Raw genomic sequence first — 14,716 nt, forward strand, 5'->3', positions numbered from 1 at the left:
AGGATCGTCGGAGCCAGGACCCACCCTGCCTACGGGTCGAGCCACCAGGTCCGGCACGCCGGTCCAGACGCCTTGCGCGTCTGGCTGAAATCGACTTCAGATCGGAGCTAATGGACGTGAACCCCCTGATTACCAGCGCGTTTGACCTTCCCGACCACCTCGCCCCCAAGGCCGACCCGAAGCTGATCGCCGGCGACGAGCAGCACTTCACGGCCATCGCGGAGAGCCTCGGGCAGTCGATCGCCGACCTGTCCGGCCGCCTCGATGCCGAACGCAGGGCGCCCGGCGGCAAAGGCCGCGCCGCGTTGGACCGGGACCTGGAGATCCACCGGCTGACCGCCCGCCTGCGCACCCTGCGCCGCTTCGGCCTGGACCTGTGCCTCGGACACATGGTCAGCGCGGACGACCCCGAGCCCGTGTACGTCGGACGGCTCGGCCTCACCGACAGCACGGGCCGCCGGCTGCTGCTCGACTGGCGCTCCCCCGCGGCCGAGCCGTTCTTCGGAGCGACCCACGGCAACCCGATGGGCCTGGCCAGCCGCCGCAGGTATCGCTGGACCCGCGGCCGGATCAGCGACTACTGGGACGAGGTGTTCACCCCGGACGGGCTCGAAGGGCACGCCGCGCTCGACGACCAGTCCGCCTTCATCGCCAGCCTGGGCGGCAACCGGTCGGCCCGGATGCGGGACGTGCTCGGCACCATCCAGGCCGACCAGGACGCCATCATCCGCGCGGGATCCCGCGGCGCTCTCGTCGTGGACGGCGGGCCGGGCACGGGGAAGACCGTCGTCGCTCTGCACCGCTCCGCCTACCTTCTCTACTCCGACCCTCGCCTCGGTCATCACCGGGGCGGCGTGCTGTTCGTCGGTCCGCACCAGCCGTATCTGGCCTATGTCGCCGACGTACTGCCCAGCCTGGGAGAGGAGGGTGTGCAGACCTGCACCCTGCGGGACCTCGTCGCCGAAGGTGCCGCGGCGGCGATCGAGACCGACCCGAACGTGGCCCGGCTGAAGTCGTCCGCGAACCTGGTGAAGGCGATCGAGCCGGCCGTCCGGTTCTACGAGAATCCGCCCACCACGGGGATGACGGTCACGACCCACTGGTCCGACATCTGGCTGAGTGCCGAGGACTGGGCTGAGGCGTTCGACGCGCCGGAGCCCGGTACGCCGCACAACGACGCGCGCGACCAGATCTGGGAGGAGCTGCTCACGATCCTGATGGACAAGCACGGCGGCGACGCCCCGGCTGACCTGCTGCGCAAGTCGCTGCTGCTGAACAGGGAGCTGCTCACGACCTTCAACCGCGCGTGGCCGCTGATCGAGGCGGCCGACCTTGTCGGAGACCTCTGGTCGGTGCCCGCCTACCTGCGGAAATGCGCTCCCTGGCTCAGCCCTGAGGACATTCAGGCGCTGCAGCGCGGGGACGCCCAGGCCTGGACGGTGTCCGACCTGCCGCTGCTGGACGCGGCACGGCAGCGGCTCGGCGACCCGGAGGCGTCACGGCGTAAGCGTCGGCACAGGGCCGCTGTCGCCGCCGAACGCGAGCAGATGACCAAGGTCGTCGACGCCCTGCTTGAGGCCGACGACGACGGTGAAGGTGTGGTGACGATGCTGCACGGACAGGACATGCGGAACACCCTGGTCGACGAGACCGCGCCGCCCGGCATCGAACCGGACCTGCTGGCCGGCCCGTTCGCGCACATCGTCGTGGACGAAGCTCAGGAACTGACCGACGCGGAGTGGCAGATGCTGCTGCTCAGGTGCCCGTCCCGGAGCTTCACCATCGTCGGGGATCGCGCCCAGGCCAGGCACGGGTTCACGGAGTCATGGCAGGAACGACTGAAGCGGATCGGGATCGACCGGGTCAACCTGGCCTCCCTGAGCGTCAACTACCGGACGCCTGCGGGAATCATGGCGGAAGCCGAGCCGGTCATCCGGGCCGTGCTCCCGGACGCCAACGTGCCCACCTCCATCCGCACCAGCGACGTCCCCGTCGTGCACGGATCCGTTTCGGATCTGCGCTCGATCCTCGACGCCTGGCTCGCCGCGCATGCCGACGGGATCGCCTGCGTCATCGGCGATCCCACCTTCCGGACGACGTCCCGCGTCCGGTCGCTGACCCCGGAGCTGTCGAAGGGACTCGAGTTCGACCTGGTCGTCCTCATCGACCCGGAGGCGTACGGCAAGGGCATCGAAGGGGCGGTCGACCGCTATGTCGCGATGACCAGGGCGACCCAGCAACTCGTCATCCTCACGAGTTCCTGACGCCGGCCGGCACAGGTTCAAGGTCACCAGGGGATGACGCCGTCGTCCTCGAAGAACGAACCGGTCGGGCCGCCGTCGGGGAGTGTGGCGAGCCGGATCGCTGTGGCTGCGCCCTGTTCGGGAGTGCGGGGGCCATAGAAGCCGGTGAAGTCGGTCGCGACCAGGCCGGGGCAGGCGGCGTTGATCAGGATGTTCGTACCGGCGAACTGCCGGGCGTACTGGACGGTGACGGCGTTGAGGAACGACTTCGACGGGGAGTAGGCCGCCATGATGGGGCCGATCTCGATGTCCGGGTCGGCCTGCCGGGTGAGCGAGGCGACGCTGCTGGAGAGGTTGACGATGCGTGGCGAGGTTGAGCGCCGCAGCAGCGGCAGCATGGCGTTGGTCACCCGGATGACACCGATGACGTTGGTCTCCACGACCGTGCGGACCACGTCGAGGTCGAGCGTGGTCGGGTCCTGCGCCCACCCTGGACCCGCGTCGCCTGAGATGCCGGCGTTGTTGACCAGGACGTCCAGGCGCCCGGCCCGCCGTTCGATCAGTTCCGCGGCGTCGGTGACGCTGTGGGCGCCGGTCACCTCCAGCGGCACCCCGAATGCGTCCACCCCGGCGGCGCGCAGTTTCTCAACGGCGGTCTCGCGCCGGACCTGGTCGCGGGCTCCCACACCCACGCGGTATCCGAGTTCGCCCAGCCCGGCGGCGATCGCGTATCCGATTCCCTTGTTCGCGCCGGTCACCAGCGCGATCTTCGTTTCGCTCATGACGTTGATGTTCGCTCGCGTACGGGCGGTGCATCCAACACCGATACGGTGCCCTGTCATACCCGGTAGGTATCACTGAGGTAGGTTGTGGCCGTGGACGCCCTGGAGACACGCGAGTTGAGGTACTTCGTGGCCGTCGCCGAGGAACTGCACTTCGGCCGCGCCGCCGAGCGTCTCGGCATGGCCCAGCCGCCGCTGTCGCGGGCGATCCAGCAGCTCGAACGGCGTCTCGGCGTCTCCCTGCTGGTACGCAACCGCCGCGGAGTCTGCCTGACCGGCGCCGGAGAGGTGCTGCTGCACGAGGGCCGCGCAGCCCTCGACGCGGCCACCGCCGCCGCTCGCCGCACCCGCCGCGCCGGTGCCGCCGACGGTCCGGGCGGCCCCCGCAATCGGCTGGTGCTGGCGGTGAAGGCCGCCGGCTCGCACGAGCTGCTGCAGAAGCTTCTCCACGCCTACGCGGCCGAGCCCGACGCCGCCGAGATCGAGGTCCTGCCGTGCGGCATCTGCGAGCAGGAAGAGCTGCTGCGTAATGGCCGCGCCGACGTGGCGCTCATGCACGCGCCGTTCAACTCCCTGGCCGGGTTCGACAGCGAGGAACTGCTGACCGAGGGGCAGATCGCCGTCCTGCCCGCCGGGCACCCCCTCGCGGCGCGCAGGACTTTGTCCCTGGCCGAGGTCAGCGACGTCCCCGATCTTCCGCTCGCCCGCTGGCCCCGCCACGGCATCTTCCCGCCCGGCCCGGGCCCCGAGATCCGCGACCAGACGCAGTTGGCCCAGCTGATCGCCCTCGGCCGTACCGTGGCCATCATCCCCGACTCCGCCCGCGCGTGGCTGTGGGCCGAGCACACCGCCGTCCCCTTGACCGACGCGCCCCCTGTCGTGACCCATATCGCCTGGCCCGCGCACAGCCGTTCCCTCGCCCTGGCCGGGCTGATCCGCACGGCCACACAGCTGTGACCTTCCATCGACCGGTCGTGGAGGAAGTGGCTCGCTTCAGCGCCGAAGTCACCCGTACCGCGCATCTCCAGAGCGGCGGGTTGGTGCATTCCTCGGCCTCGATGCCGACGCGCAGGCCCGTGTGTGCTCGCCGCGTCCGATGGCCCGCTTGCGGGTCCCGGCGACCATGCCGCCAGCCGACGGCGGCGCTGCCTGCCGCCGCCGCTGGGATCACGGGCTGGTCGTCGTTGCAGCGGGTGGGAGCATACGCAAATGAACTCCCTCGCGCTACACCGAGGCGGTCATGGGCCGACGCTCTGTGTAGAGGTGTCGGAGGGGATGACTGTGTATGGATCTTGAGCCACGGCGGGAGCTCCTGGAGATCTGGGCGGCCGTCGCCCGCACCTCGCTGCGTGAGGGCGACTGGACGTGGGGCGGCCGAAGTGGTTCGAACAGCATCTCCGATGCGGAGCAACTGGCCTGTCTGCTTTATCCGGCTTCCGAGCTTCCCGGGTTTAACCTCGGCACTCCGAATGAGATCGCCGACGACGTGCTGGCCGCTTTAGGGGACAGCGCCGAGATTGCCAACCGCATCCTGAAGGCTGTCGGGGACTATCTGCGCCGCTATACCGGCGCGGATGGGCGGCCGCTGTTTGCCGCAGGCACCTACTTCGCGCCCGCCGACCCCGACGAGCAGGTGTCTCCCCGCCAGATGCGGCTCGACGTTGTGGACTCGTTCTCCACGTCGGTGACGCTCATGCTGGACGGCCTGGCCTTCCTTCGGGTGTATCGCCAGAGCGTCCAGGAGGAACTCCGCGAGGAGTTGCGTGCGTGCGAGGACTCGGCCAGAACGCGGCTGTCGGCCGCGATGGTCGGGCTGCAGCGCAGTTTCACGGTCAACGCTTTCGGCCCGGCCAGCGACGCGGGGCGTGTGCTGCTGGCAACCGTCAACCAGGCCGGCCTCCCGGAGCGGCAGATCTTTGAGGACCTTTCAGCGTGAACTACAGCTCATCCGGGCCGGACTGCGGGACCTGACCGCCGGGGTCGACTCGGATGATCCGGGCCTGCTGGTCGAGTGCGGCTGGACCTGGGGGATCGTCAAGGACGCCCCGGCGGTGGAGACCCCGTTGGACGTGGGACCGCAGCCTGAGGGTGTGGCGGGCGCGGCGCCGATCCTGTACTTCACGGTCAACGCCATGGCTGGTATCGGCGACCTGTTCTCCGAACGGACCCGGGTGCTCGGTCTGCTCAACGACGATCAGATGGCCCTGGCCAGTCGCTGCATCGTCGCTGGTCGTTGACTCAGGAGTACTGGCAGACGATCGCTACGTTCGGCCGGGGCCGCTGGAGGACATTCCGTGGCGTACGACCGATGGGGATGAGTCGCCCTATTACTCTCTGGGCATCGCAGTCATCATCACCCAGAGATCGGTCACCGACAGGTCAGACGACGTCGACTTGGTCCGCGTCCCCGGTGTCCTGGAGCAACTGGCCTGGCCCATGCGGCGTTCCCGCCGCGTGGTCGGCGACGATCCAGCGGGCAACCCGCATGTCCTCGGCCTCCCGGTCGACCTGCGCGGCAGCGATGAGCTCGGCCCGCCACTGATCTGGATGGTCTCCGACTTCGCGCCTTTGCTGCTGAAACAGGCCGCCTGGGTGGCGTCGCTGACGCAGAGCATGAGGACCAGCCAGCGTCTTCTGGCGCTCGTCGACGGCATTTGGCGATATCTCCACCAGCGGCGGCTTGTCGAGGGGCAGGGTGCGGGGACTGTGGGACCAGCCTGACAATGTCTCCCCCGGCGCGGACGAGCACCGCGGGTTGCCGTCATGGGGTTTCACTGAGCGGGTCGTCGAGGGACTTGTCGCGGTTGCCCTAACGGGTAGCAGATCCAAACTTCGCAGTCAGCAATTTACCGGCCTGGCCGGCGAAATGCTGGCCGAGGTCGAGGACCTGCTGGACCGGGAGTTGGCGCTTCAACCGCATCCGACGACCGGATCAAGGCTGCGTACTCTCCAGATCAGACTTGAGCAGGCGCGCAGGTTGGTCAATGAGCGCCCGGCGTCGGCGATCGCGCTCGTCAGTGGCGTCCTGCTCGAACTCGAGGAGGTCGCGGAAGCCGAACGGGACCGCCTTGTCGTTGGCGGAAGGGCGCAGGTCGGATCGGCCGGAGGCGGTCACTCGGGTGATGCTCGTCCGCCCAATCCCATTGAGACCGAAATGCGCAGTGCCCTTCTCCGGCAATCCCGCGTCGGGGCCTCGAAGGCGACGCAGGAGTGCTTTGTCTATCTTTCCGACGAACCGGCCAGTTCCGCGGTGGAGACGGCGGTCGTCGCGCTGGCGGAATCGTTCGGCTGGGGCGTTTCCGCTCAGATCGCCCCTCTTCGGGGGTCGTGGTTTCGTACGTTCAGGATGAAGGCCAAGGACCTGGCGAGCACTGCCGAAGCCAAGGAGATAGCCGACGAGATTCGCAGGGCCGCCGAACTGCACGGCCTGCACAAAGTCCAGGCCCAGAACGACAACCTCCAGGCGCAGGCCGCGGCGACGCTCATTCAGGCACTTCAGGGAACTGATCAGGCGGTGCTGCTGGTGGGCAGCGTGCTGGTCATCAAGGACAAGGGCCAGCTCGCGGTGCGGACGCTGACCCAGCGCCAGCTGATCTTCCTGGAGCGAAGCGCTGACATGACCCAACCCCAGAAGGTGCTGGAAGTGCTGGAACTGTGCGGTAACGACGACAGTCCACGACCGCCTCTCCCGCTGGGAGAGGGAGACTCCGGCTCTGGCTGAGCTGATGGACCTCGGGGCGTCTCATTCGACGGCTCGCTGTACGCGCTGATGCCAAGGCCCGGGAATGCACGAGTGTCGCTTTTGTGATGATCGCCACCAGAACCGCCCGGCTTCACCTCACCTGATCACCCGGGCGGCCAGACTCCGCAAGTCGCACCCCACGTCCCAATCCGGCTGACCTCACGGGACGTTGTCGACTCAGCTCCCGATGATGGCGGTGACGCGGATCTCGACGCGCATCTTCGGGGCGCCGAGGGCGGCGACACCGACTCTCCGTCCAGATGGGCGAGCGGTCGCCCATCCGCCCCGGCTACGCGGTGGTCGTCCCCGCCGCGCCCACGCACGTCCGCGCGGTCCGGCAGTTCGTGCTCGACCCGCTCACCGCCGCCGACCAGCAGGCGCTGGCCCGCATCGCCGCCAAGCTGCGGATACGGCCCGTCGACCTGGCCTGAGCCGGAATCGATCACGAACTGCCGGAACCGTGAATTGTTCGGCACCAACAGGACCACGCCGTATCCCAGCGTCGTTGTCACATCTGTCGACAGGGCGGCGCGCTCATGGTGGTTGCGGACGTTGCCGCGCTAGGGGATGGCGCGCAGGTCAACGATGATCATTTTGTCGTTGAGCCGGTAGGAGTACAGGTCGGTGTGGTGGAAGAGCTGGCCGCGGGCCAGGCCGTCCCCCACGCCGCGCCGGCCCACCAGGCCGGCCTCGCCGGTTTTCAGGTCCACCAAGGCGACGGCCTCGACCCGGTGGCCGGTGCCGTACACGCGCAGGATGGAGAAACGGTCCCGGGCGATGGCCGCGTTCTGGGTCTCCATGGACGGGAGCCGCCGCTGCGCCGAGCCGTCGCGTGACTGGGCGGCTCCGTTCTCGCCGGAGTTGCCGGGCAGGGGGCCCATGCAGCGGGTGAGGCCGCAGGTCCAGGAGTGGGTGTCAGGGGGGATGACGGCGGTGCTGGTCTCGCCGGTCTCGATGTTGAGCAGGTCGCCGAAGACGGGCCGGTTGGTGTCGCCCGGAGTGGCCTGTCCGGGCGGGAGTGGTCTGCCCCATTCGTCGGGCCGGCCCATCCAGGGATAGGAGAGCAAGTGGTATCCGGCGGTGCCGGGAACCGGGGCCGGGGGCGCGCCGCCGGCCAGCGGGAGCCGCCAGAGGCCGGCGTTCACGCTGGACCAGTAGATGTTCCCGCCCGCCACCGACAGCCCGCTGAAGGAGTCCATGCTCACCAGGGCCGAGGACAGTACCTGGAGTCTGGGGTCTTTCACGAGTCCGTCCGGCCGGGCGCTCGCGCGGACGGCTGCCTTTCCGCCGGTGATCGGCGCGGTCCAGATGTCGACCACCTGGCCGTCGCGGTCGCGGCGGCTCGTCCACCAGACGATGGCCCCCGACCCGACGGCGAAGCCGGAGGCGCGGATCTCCTTCCGGAGGCGGACCAGGTCCTTCACCTCGCCGGTCCGCAGATCGTAGGAGGCCAGCAGCCCGGCCTCGACCTTGATCAGCATCCTGTCCCGGTCCAGGAAGAGGATCGGCTGGTACGGATTGCCATCCGGCAGCCTCAGCGGAAGCTCGTGGACCGCCTCAGGCCAGACCTCCGACGGCGGAGGAGGCAGCCCCGGGACGCCGACGGAGGAGGCGACGCGGACCCGATCCGGGAAAACCAGCCACATCACGCCCAGGGCGAGAGCCGCGCCGGCGGCGACAACGCCCGCCAGCCGCAACCGGCGGGCGCCTCTCCCGGAGGGTCGAACCACAGCTTCCCGGGTGAGGTTGGCGTCGTGACCGCGGGAGCGAATCGGCGCGTTGTCTTCTTCCACACCCCCTGAGACGACTGGGCGGCCAGATTTGTTGCGTCCGGCCTGCCACGACGGTAAGTCCGTTTTTGCTACTGGTTTAGTAGGTTATTGTTCTGGTTGTGGTGATCCGTACCTCTGTGGTGGGCTCGGCCGGAATTGCCCCCGCCGGGGTCTCCCTGCGCGGCGTGCGCCGGGCCTTCGGCGAACATGTGGTGCTGCAGGGCATCGATCTGGAGATATCCCCGGGCGAGGTGGTCGCGCTCCTCGGCGCCTCCGGCTGCGGCAAGTCGACGCTGTTGCGGCTGGTCGGCGGGCTCGACACCGCCACCGCCGGAACGGTTCGGGTCGACGGGCACGACGTGGCCGGCATCGACCCGCGCTGTGCCGTGGTCTTCCAGGAGCCGCGGCTGCTGCCCTGGCGCACCCTCGCCGGGAACGTCGCCCTCGGCCTCCCCCGCGACCTGCCCAGGGCGGACCGCGACGCCGAGGGACGCCGGTGGCTGGCCGAGGTGGAGCTGGACGGGTTCGCCCGGCACCGGCCCCGGCAGGTGTCCGGCGGGATGGCCCAGCGCACCGCCCTGGCCCGGGCGCTGGCCAGACGGCCGGGCGTGCTGCTGCTCGACGAACCGTTCGCCGCCCTGGACGCGCTGACCCGGCTGCGGATGCAGGACCTCGTCGAGGACGTGCAGCGCCGTTCCGGCACCACCGTCCTGCTGGTCACCCACGACGTGGACGAGGCGCTGAAGCTGGCCGACCGGATCGTGCTGCTGGCCGCCCCGCCGGACGGCGGCCCGACCGGGGTCGCCGCCGTACTCGACGTGCCCGGCGACCGGCCCCGCGACCACCACCAGCCGGAACTGGCCGAACTGAGATCCGACCTGCTGGCCCGCCTCGGCGTGCCGCGACGGGCCGCCCCCCGCGAAAGAGAGAACGACGCACCATGAGCAGACTCCGGATCACGCTGGGACTGACGCTGGCCGCCCTGCTGGCGACCTCCTGCGTCAGCGGCGAGGACACCACCGGCCAACCGGCCGCCGGGGCGCAGACCGAACTGCGGCTGGACTACGCCTACTACAACCCCTCCAGCCTGGTCATCAAAGAACAGAAGTGGCTGGAGACCGAGCTGGCCGCCAAGGGCGTCAAGGTCACCTGGACGCTGTCGGCCGGCAGCAACAAGGCCAACGAGAACCTGCGCAGCGACGTCATCGACCTGGGTTCCACCGCCGGCGCCGCCGCCTTCCAGGCCAGATCCAACGGGACGCCGATCAAGGCGGTGGGGATCTACAGCCAGCCGGAGTGGGCGGCGGTCGTGGTGGGCAAGGACTCGCCGATCGCCGACGTCAAGGAGCTGAAGGGCAAGCGGGTCGCGGCCACCAAGGGCACCGACCCGTACTTCTTCCTGCTGCAGTCGCTGCACGAGGCGGGCCTGGCGGCGACCGACGTGGAGGTGGTCAACCTTCAGCACGCCGACGGCAAGACCGCGCTGGAGCGCGGTGACGTCGACGCCTGGGCCGGGCTGGATCCGCTGATGGCGCAGGGCCAGGTGGACGCCGGCTCCAAGCTGATCTACCGCAATCCGGGCTTCAACTCCTACGGCTTCCTCAATGCCCGGGAGGCGTTCATCACCGAGCATCCCGATCTGGTGCAGGCGGCGGTCAACGCGTACGAGAAGGCTCGCGACTGGATCCAGAAGAATCCCGACGCGGCGGTCTCGTTGCTGGCCCGCGAGTCGAAGGTCTCTCCCGAGGTGGCCAAGGTGGTGCTGGGCGAGCGGACCAAACTGGACATCAGCCCGGTGCCGGGCGACGCCCAGCGGCAGGTGCTGGAGCGCATCCTGCCGACGCTGGTGGCAGAAAAGCAGGTCAAGAGCGAGCAGGACGCGAGGACGGCACTGGAGACGCTGCTGGAGCCGAAGTTCGCCCAGCAGGCGGCCAAGCCGTGACCTCGCCCGCCAAGGCGACCCGATCCGGGCCGGGGCTGCGGGCCGCCGTGGCGGCGCTGGCGCTGCCGGTCCTGCTGCTGGCGGCCTGGCAGGTTTTGGCGTCCACTGGCGCCTACTCCTCCGCCCAGCTCCCGCCGCCGCTGTCGGTGCTGGAGGCGCTCGGCCAGCTCGCCGGGGACGGCACGCTCTGGCAGCATGTGGCGATCAGCCTCCAGCGGGTGGTGATCGGGTTCGCCGCCGGATCCGGGCTCGGGTTCGCGCTTGGCGCCCTGGTCGGCCTGTCGGCCGCGGTCCGCGCCCTGGTCGCGCCGAGCGTGGCCGCGCTGCGCGCCGTGCCGTCGCTGGCCTGGGTGCCGCTGCTGGTGCTGTGGCTGGGCATCGGCGAAGGGCCGAAGATCACCCTGGTGGCGATCGGCAGTTTCTTCCCGGTCTACACCACGGTGTCGGCCGCGCTGGCGCACGCCGACCCGCACCTGGTGGAGGTGGGCCGGGCGTACGGGCTGCGCGGCGGCTCCCTGCTGGGCCGGATCATGCTGCCCAGCGTGGCGCCCGCAGTGTTCTCCGGGCTGCGGCTCGGCCTGGCCCAGGGCTGGCTGTTCCTGGTCGCCGCCGAGCTGATCGCCTCCTCGATGGGCTTGGGCTTCCTGCTCACCGACAGCCAGAACACCGGACGCACCGACATCCTACTGCTCGCGATCCTGCTGCTGGCGGCCCTGGGCAAGGCCTGCGACGTGCTGCTCGGCCTGGTCGAACGGCGCGTCCTGCGCACCCACACCTGAGCCCGCCCAGGGCCGGCGGTTACTCGGAGTACCGGCGGGCCAAGGCCAGAGCGGCCTTCACGGCGTCAGCCGAGGCCGGTACCGGATTGTCCCAGCCGTCCGGGCCCTCCCCGGCGTACAGCCCGGCGTAGGCGGGAAGGTCGCGCTGGTACCGCCAGCCCTCCGCCAGGGGGCCGACGTCGACGACGTCGTACCCGATCGCGTCGAGGAACTCCGTCACCGCGCGCTTCGCTCCGGGATCGTCACCGGCGATCGGCAGGGCGGTCCGGTCCGGCGATCCGGACGGCCGGGCCAGGGAAGCCAGGTGCTGGAAGAAGATGTTGTTGAAGCCCTTGACCACTTTCGAGGTCGGCAGATGCGCCTGAAGGAGTTCGCTGGTGGTCGACGACTCGTCGTCCAGCTCGGCGAAATGCCCGTCGCGATCCGGGTAGTAGTTGTTCGTGTCGATGACGATCCTCCCGGCGAGGGCCTCGACCGGAACGTCGCGATAGGCCCGCAGCGGCACCGTGACGACCACGAGATCGCCGGCCTCGCCCGCCTCCGCAGGAGTGGCCGCCCGCGCGTTCGGCCCCAGTTCGCCGACCAGATCCCGCAGAGTCTCCGGACCGCGGGAATTGCTGAGGACCACGTCATAGCCCGCGGCCACCGCGAGCCTGGCGAGCGTGCTGCCGATGTGACCGCTGCCAATCAGTCCAACTGTTGTCATGCCCTGCCCCAACATGACTCACATCGCCAGCATTCCCGGGGGCGACCGGGGCCCGGTATGTGCTAACGGGCGTTCGCGCACGGCTCGCCCGGTGCGGGCGACCCCGGCAGGTGGGGCCGCCCCCAACAGGCATAATCAGCCACCATCCCACCGGAGATCACACGATGCCCACTGAGCAGCCCCTCACCTATCCCGCGTTCGTTGAACTCGCCGTCGCCGACCCCGCCGTCGTCGGCCTCGTCCTCAACGACCTCTACGTCGTCCTCGCCGACGGCGCGACAACGGATCTCACCCAGCGGCAACTCTTCGCCCATGTCGAGGCCGCGGCCCGGCGGGCCGGGCGCGGCGCGGTGCCGGACGCATGGGGCGAAGATCTCGACCTGATGCGACCGCGATAGGCTCCCGCTCCGTTGTGGCACCACCCGAGCCTTTCGCAACAGACCCTTGCGCGCAGGGTTTATCGCGGCCCCGCGTCCTGAGGGCGGCGGGCCTGGAGGCCGGCCAGGATCAGGTCGGCGACGAGATCGGCGTGCTCGGTGATCGCGTCGGCCGCCAGCGGGTCGCCGGGGCCGATGCGGCGGGCCAGCGCGGGCAGGCTGAAGGGCGCGGCCCCGCCGTGCGCGATGAGGAAGTGCAGGGTACGCGGCGAGACCGGGGCGATGACCCCCTCATCGGCCAGCCGCCCCAAAGGGCCGGTCATCGCGGCGAGCAGCGGGGCCACATGGTGGTCATACAGGTAGTCCAGCCGGGGGCTGTCAGCGATGCCTTCAATGGTGACCAGGCGCAGAATTTCCGGGCGGGCGGCGTGGACCAGGACGAAACGGCGGATGATCCGGCGCACCTGTTCCAGCGGGCCGCCCGCGAGGTCGTCCAGTTCGGGCAGCAGCTGAGCGGCGACGTCACCGAAGGCCCAGTCGACCGTGGCGTACCACAGCTTCTCCTTGGAGCCGAAGCGCTGGTGGAGGAGGTTGTGGCTGACGCCCAGCTCCCGGTTGAGCGCGGCCACCGAGGCTCCCTCAAAACCCCTGTCGGCGAACATCCGCAGGGCGCCGGCCAGGATCTGTTCCAGGGTGGCAGGACACGACTCCGCCGGCGGGCGGCCGGCGCGCGCCTTGGGAGTGCTCATGGGTAAAGCCTATCCCAGGAAGTTGACACCCATCAACATATAGGTTGATACTTATCAACATATCAGGCGAAAGTGCAGTCAAAGCGGGTTTCCGCCCGCTGAGGAGTTCCCTTGACCACCGAACATGATGGCGAGACGCGGTTACCCCGGCTCTGACGGCAGAGACGGAGTGACAGGGCGCGATCATGAGAGGTGAGTCAGCGTGGCAGATCTATATGTGGGACGCGGAGATCCGGGGCAAGTCAGCGGATACCACGTGGTGAAACACCTGGGCGAAGGCAGCCAGGGCACGGTATTCCTCGGCGAGTCCCCCGACGGGGGGCAGGTCGCGATCAAAATAATGCACCACTGCCTCGCCGCCGACCCCCACGTCAGGAACCGGTTCCAGCGCGAGGCGGAGATCGCCGCGAGCGTGGCCACCTTCTCCACCGCCCGGGTGCTGGAGACCGGATTCGCCGAAGACCGTCCGTACATCATCAGCGAGTACGTCCCGGGGCCGTCGCTGGAGGAACTGGTCGACAAGGACGGGCCGCGGACCGGCGGCGGGCTGGAACGACTGGCGGTCACCACGCTGACCGCGCTGGCCTCGATCCACAGCGCCGGAGTCGTGCACCGGGACTTCAAGCCCGGCAACGTCATCATGGGCCCAGAAGGACCCGTCGTGATCGACTTCGGCATCGCGCTCGCGCTGGACACGGCCGGCACCACCGAGCCCGCGGGCACCCCGGCCTACATGTCACCAGAACAATTCGCCGATCAGGCGATCGCCGCCGCCTCGGACATGTTCTCCTGGGCCGGCACGATGGTCTACGCCGCGACCGGACGGCCAGCTTTCTCCGAAAGCACCGTACCCGCGACGCTGAACGCCATCTTCCACGCCGAACCCGACCTTTCCGGCATCCCCGAACCACTCGCCCAACTGGTGGCAGCCTGCCTGGCCAAAGACCCTGCAGCCCGGCCGTCGGCCGTGGAAGTGCTGTGCGACCTCGTCGGAGGCCACCGCGGACTGTCAACCGCCGCCACAGATGCCCCGGCCGGCCAGGCACACACCGCCGCCACAGACACCCCCGCCAGCCAAGTCCACACCGCCGCCACAGGCGTCTCCGCTAGCGAGGTCCTCACCGCCGTCACAGGTGTTCCGGCCGACCAGGTCCACCCCGGCAGGCCCCGGCACCGGCATCACGCCGAGGGGCCCGCCCGCCCCCCTCGGCGAGCCCGCGCGGAAGGCAGGCACGCGATATCGCCAGCCCTCATGACCATGACGACGATCGTCCCCCCGCCCGCGAAGACAGTACGCCGGCGTCGCCGCGTCGCAGCCCTCACCGGCGTCGCAGCCCTGGCGGTGACAGCCGCCACGCTGTTCCTCTCGTCGGCGTCCGGCGGCACAGCCGACGCGCAGGGCGGCCAGGTGGGCGGCTCCGCCACGATCTCCAACTGCGCGGCCGACCCCGCGCCGTCGGCACCGCGTCATCGGCAGGCCGCCGCGTCCTCGATCGGGATTTCCGTCAGATGCGACACGGAGGCGGGAGGCCTCAGGTAACCGCGCACCTCAACGCTTCAGCGGCAGCAGAATCGGCGAGGCAACTGGTGGCCTGCGAGGTATCGGCATGTTCGTGAGTCCGGA

Annotated in this window: 16 protein-coding genes; 12 read left to right on the top strand and 4 right to left on the bottom strand. The window is 69.6% G+C overall.

Features of this window, described 5'->3' with window-relative positions:
* Positions 1 to 110: 110 nt before the first annotated feature.
* Entirely contained in the window at positions 111 to 2,264 is a 2,154-nt protein-coding gene (gene helR, locus Acor_RS14430; protein WP_155337147.1) for an RNA polymerase recycling motor ATPase HelR, read from the top strand.
* 23 nt (positions 2,265 to 2,287) lie between these two features.
* Here helR and Acor_RS14435 read toward each other — a convergent pair whose 3' ends face one another.
* A complete protein-coding gene (locus Acor_RS14435) occupies positions 2,288 to 3,025 on the bottom strand; it encodes an SDR family oxidoreductase (protein WP_155337148.1) in 738 nt (245 codons plus the stop codon).
* A 93-nt stretch (positions 3,026 to 3,118) separates the two neighbouring features.
* On the opposite strand from Acor_RS14435, the gene Acor_RS14440 reads away from it, so the two are divergent.
* From Acor_RS14440 to Acor_RS14465, 6 genes are all read left to right on the top strand, one after another.
* Positions 3,119 to 3,982 carry a LysR family transcriptional regulator gene (locus tag Acor_RS14440; RefSeq protein WP_155337149.1) on the top strand — a complete coding sequence of 288 codons (864 nt, stop codon included), beginning with the start codon at positions 3,119 to 3,121 and terminating at the stop codon, positions 3,980 to 3,982.
* A 328-nt stretch (positions 3,983 to 4,310) separates the two neighbouring features.
* On the top strand, positions 4,311 to 4,961 hold the full coding sequence (locus Acor_RS14445) for a hypothetical protein (protein WP_155337150.1): 651 nt from the start codon (positions 4,311 to 4,313) through the stop codon (positions 4,959 to 4,961).
* Positions 4,942 to 5,262 carry a hypothetical protein gene (locus Acor_RS14450; protein ID WP_155337151.1) on the top strand — a complete coding sequence of 107 codons (321 nt, stop codon included), beginning with the start codon at positions 4,942 to 4,944 and terminating at the stop codon, positions 5,260 to 5,262. Before Acor_RS14445 ends, Acor_RS14450 begins: the two co-directional genes overlap by 20 nt.
* Positions 5,263 to 5,419: 157 nt before the next feature.
* Complete coding sequence (locus Acor_RS14455; protein WP_155337152.1) at positions 5,420 to 5,746, top strand: hypothetical protein; 327 nt, start codon at positions 5,420 to 5,422, stop codon at positions 5,744 to 5,746.
* Positions 5,721 to 6,746 (top strand): hypothetical protein, encoded by a 1,026-nt coding sequence (locus Acor_RS14460; protein WP_155337153.1) that lies wholly within the window; start codon positions 5,721 to 5,723, stop codon positions 6,744 to 6,746. Before Acor_RS14455 ends, Acor_RS14460 begins: the two co-directional genes overlap by 26 nt.
* A 281-nt stretch (positions 6,747 to 7,027) precedes the next feature.
* Positions 7,028 to 7,198: a hypothetical protein gene (locus Acor_RS14465; RefSeq protein WP_218034278.1), complete on the top strand. Its 171-nt coding sequence runs from the start codon at positions 7,028 to 7,030 to the stop codon at positions 7,196 to 7,198.
* A gap of 129 nt (positions 7,199 to 7,327) precedes the next feature.
* Here Acor_RS14465 and Acor_RS14470 read toward each other — a convergent pair whose 3' ends face one another.
* Positions 7,328 to 8,497: a hypothetical protein gene (locus Acor_RS14470; protein ID WP_155337154.1), complete on the bottom strand. Its 1,170-nt coding sequence runs from the start codon at positions 8,495 to 8,497 to the stop codon at positions 7,328 to 7,330.
* A gap of 161 nt (positions 8,498 to 8,658) precedes the next feature.
* Between Acor_RS14470 and Acor_RS14475 the strand changes: the two genes are divergently transcribed.
* The 3 genes from Acor_RS14475 to Acor_RS14485 are packed head-to-tail and all read left to right on the top strand — an operon-like array spanning position 8,659 to position 11,260.
* Positions 8,659 to 9,483 (top strand): ABC transporter ATP-binding protein, encoded by an 825-nt coding sequence (locus tag Acor_RS14475; protein ID WP_218034279.1) that lies wholly within the window; start codon positions 8,659 to 8,661, stop codon positions 9,481 to 9,483.
* Complete coding sequence (locus Acor_RS14480; protein WP_155337155.1) at positions 9,480 to 10,481, top strand: aliphatic sulfonate ABC transporter substrate-binding protein; 1,002 nt, start codon at positions 9,480 to 9,482, stop codon at positions 10,479 to 10,481. The genes Acor_RS14475 and Acor_RS14480 overlap by 4 nt, the downstream gene beginning before the upstream one ends.
* Positions 10,478 to 11,260: an ABC transporter permease gene (locus tag Acor_RS14485; protein WP_155337156.1), complete on the top strand. Its 783-nt coding sequence runs from the start codon at positions 10,478 to 10,480 to the stop codon at positions 11,258 to 11,260. Before Acor_RS14480 ends, Acor_RS14485 begins: the two co-directional genes overlap by 4 nt.
* A gap of 19 nt (positions 11,261 to 11,279) precedes the next feature.
* Here Acor_RS14485 and Acor_RS14490 read toward each other — a convergent pair whose 3' ends face one another.
* Positions 11,280 to 11,966, bottom strand: coding sequence for an NADPH-dependent F420 reductase (locus tag Acor_RS14490; protein ID WP_155337157.1), 687 nt, complete (start codon positions 11,964 to 11,966; stop codon positions 11,280 to 11,282).
* 164 nt (positions 11,967 to 12,130) lie between these two features.
* Here Acor_RS14490 and Acor_RS14495 point away from each other — a divergent pair, with 164 nt between their 5' ends.
* Positions 12,131 to 12,364 carry a hypothetical protein gene (locus Acor_RS14495; protein ID WP_155337158.1) on the top strand — a complete coding sequence of 78 codons (234 nt, stop codon included), beginning with the start codon at positions 12,131 to 12,133 and terminating at the stop codon, positions 12,362 to 12,364.
* A gap of 59 nt (positions 12,365 to 12,423) precedes the next feature.
* Here the strand turns inward: Acor_RS14495 and Acor_RS14500 are convergent, their stop codons facing one another.
* Positions 12,424 to 13,092, bottom strand: coding sequence for a TetR/AcrR family transcriptional regulator (locus Acor_RS14500; protein WP_155337159.1), 669 nt, complete (start codon positions 13,090 to 13,092; stop codon positions 12,424 to 12,426).
* Between the two features lie 256 nt (positions 13,093 to 13,348).
* Between Acor_RS14500 and Acor_RS14505 the strand changes: the two genes are divergently transcribed.
* The gene (locus Acor_RS14505; RefSeq protein ID WP_170316928.1) at positions 13,349 to 14,632 is read left to right on the top strand and encodes a serine/threonine-protein kinase; all 1,284 of its coding nucleotides are present in this window, start codon (positions 13,349 to 13,351) and stop codon (positions 14,630 to 14,632) included.
* Positions 14,633 to 14,716: the final 84 nt, after the last annotated feature.

This window comes from Acrocarpospora corrugata (genome assembly GCF_009687845.1).
In the GTDB taxonomy this organism is placed as follows: Bacteria; Actinomycetota; Actinomycetes; order Streptosporangiales; family Streptosporangiaceae; genus Acrocarpospora; species Acrocarpospora corrugata.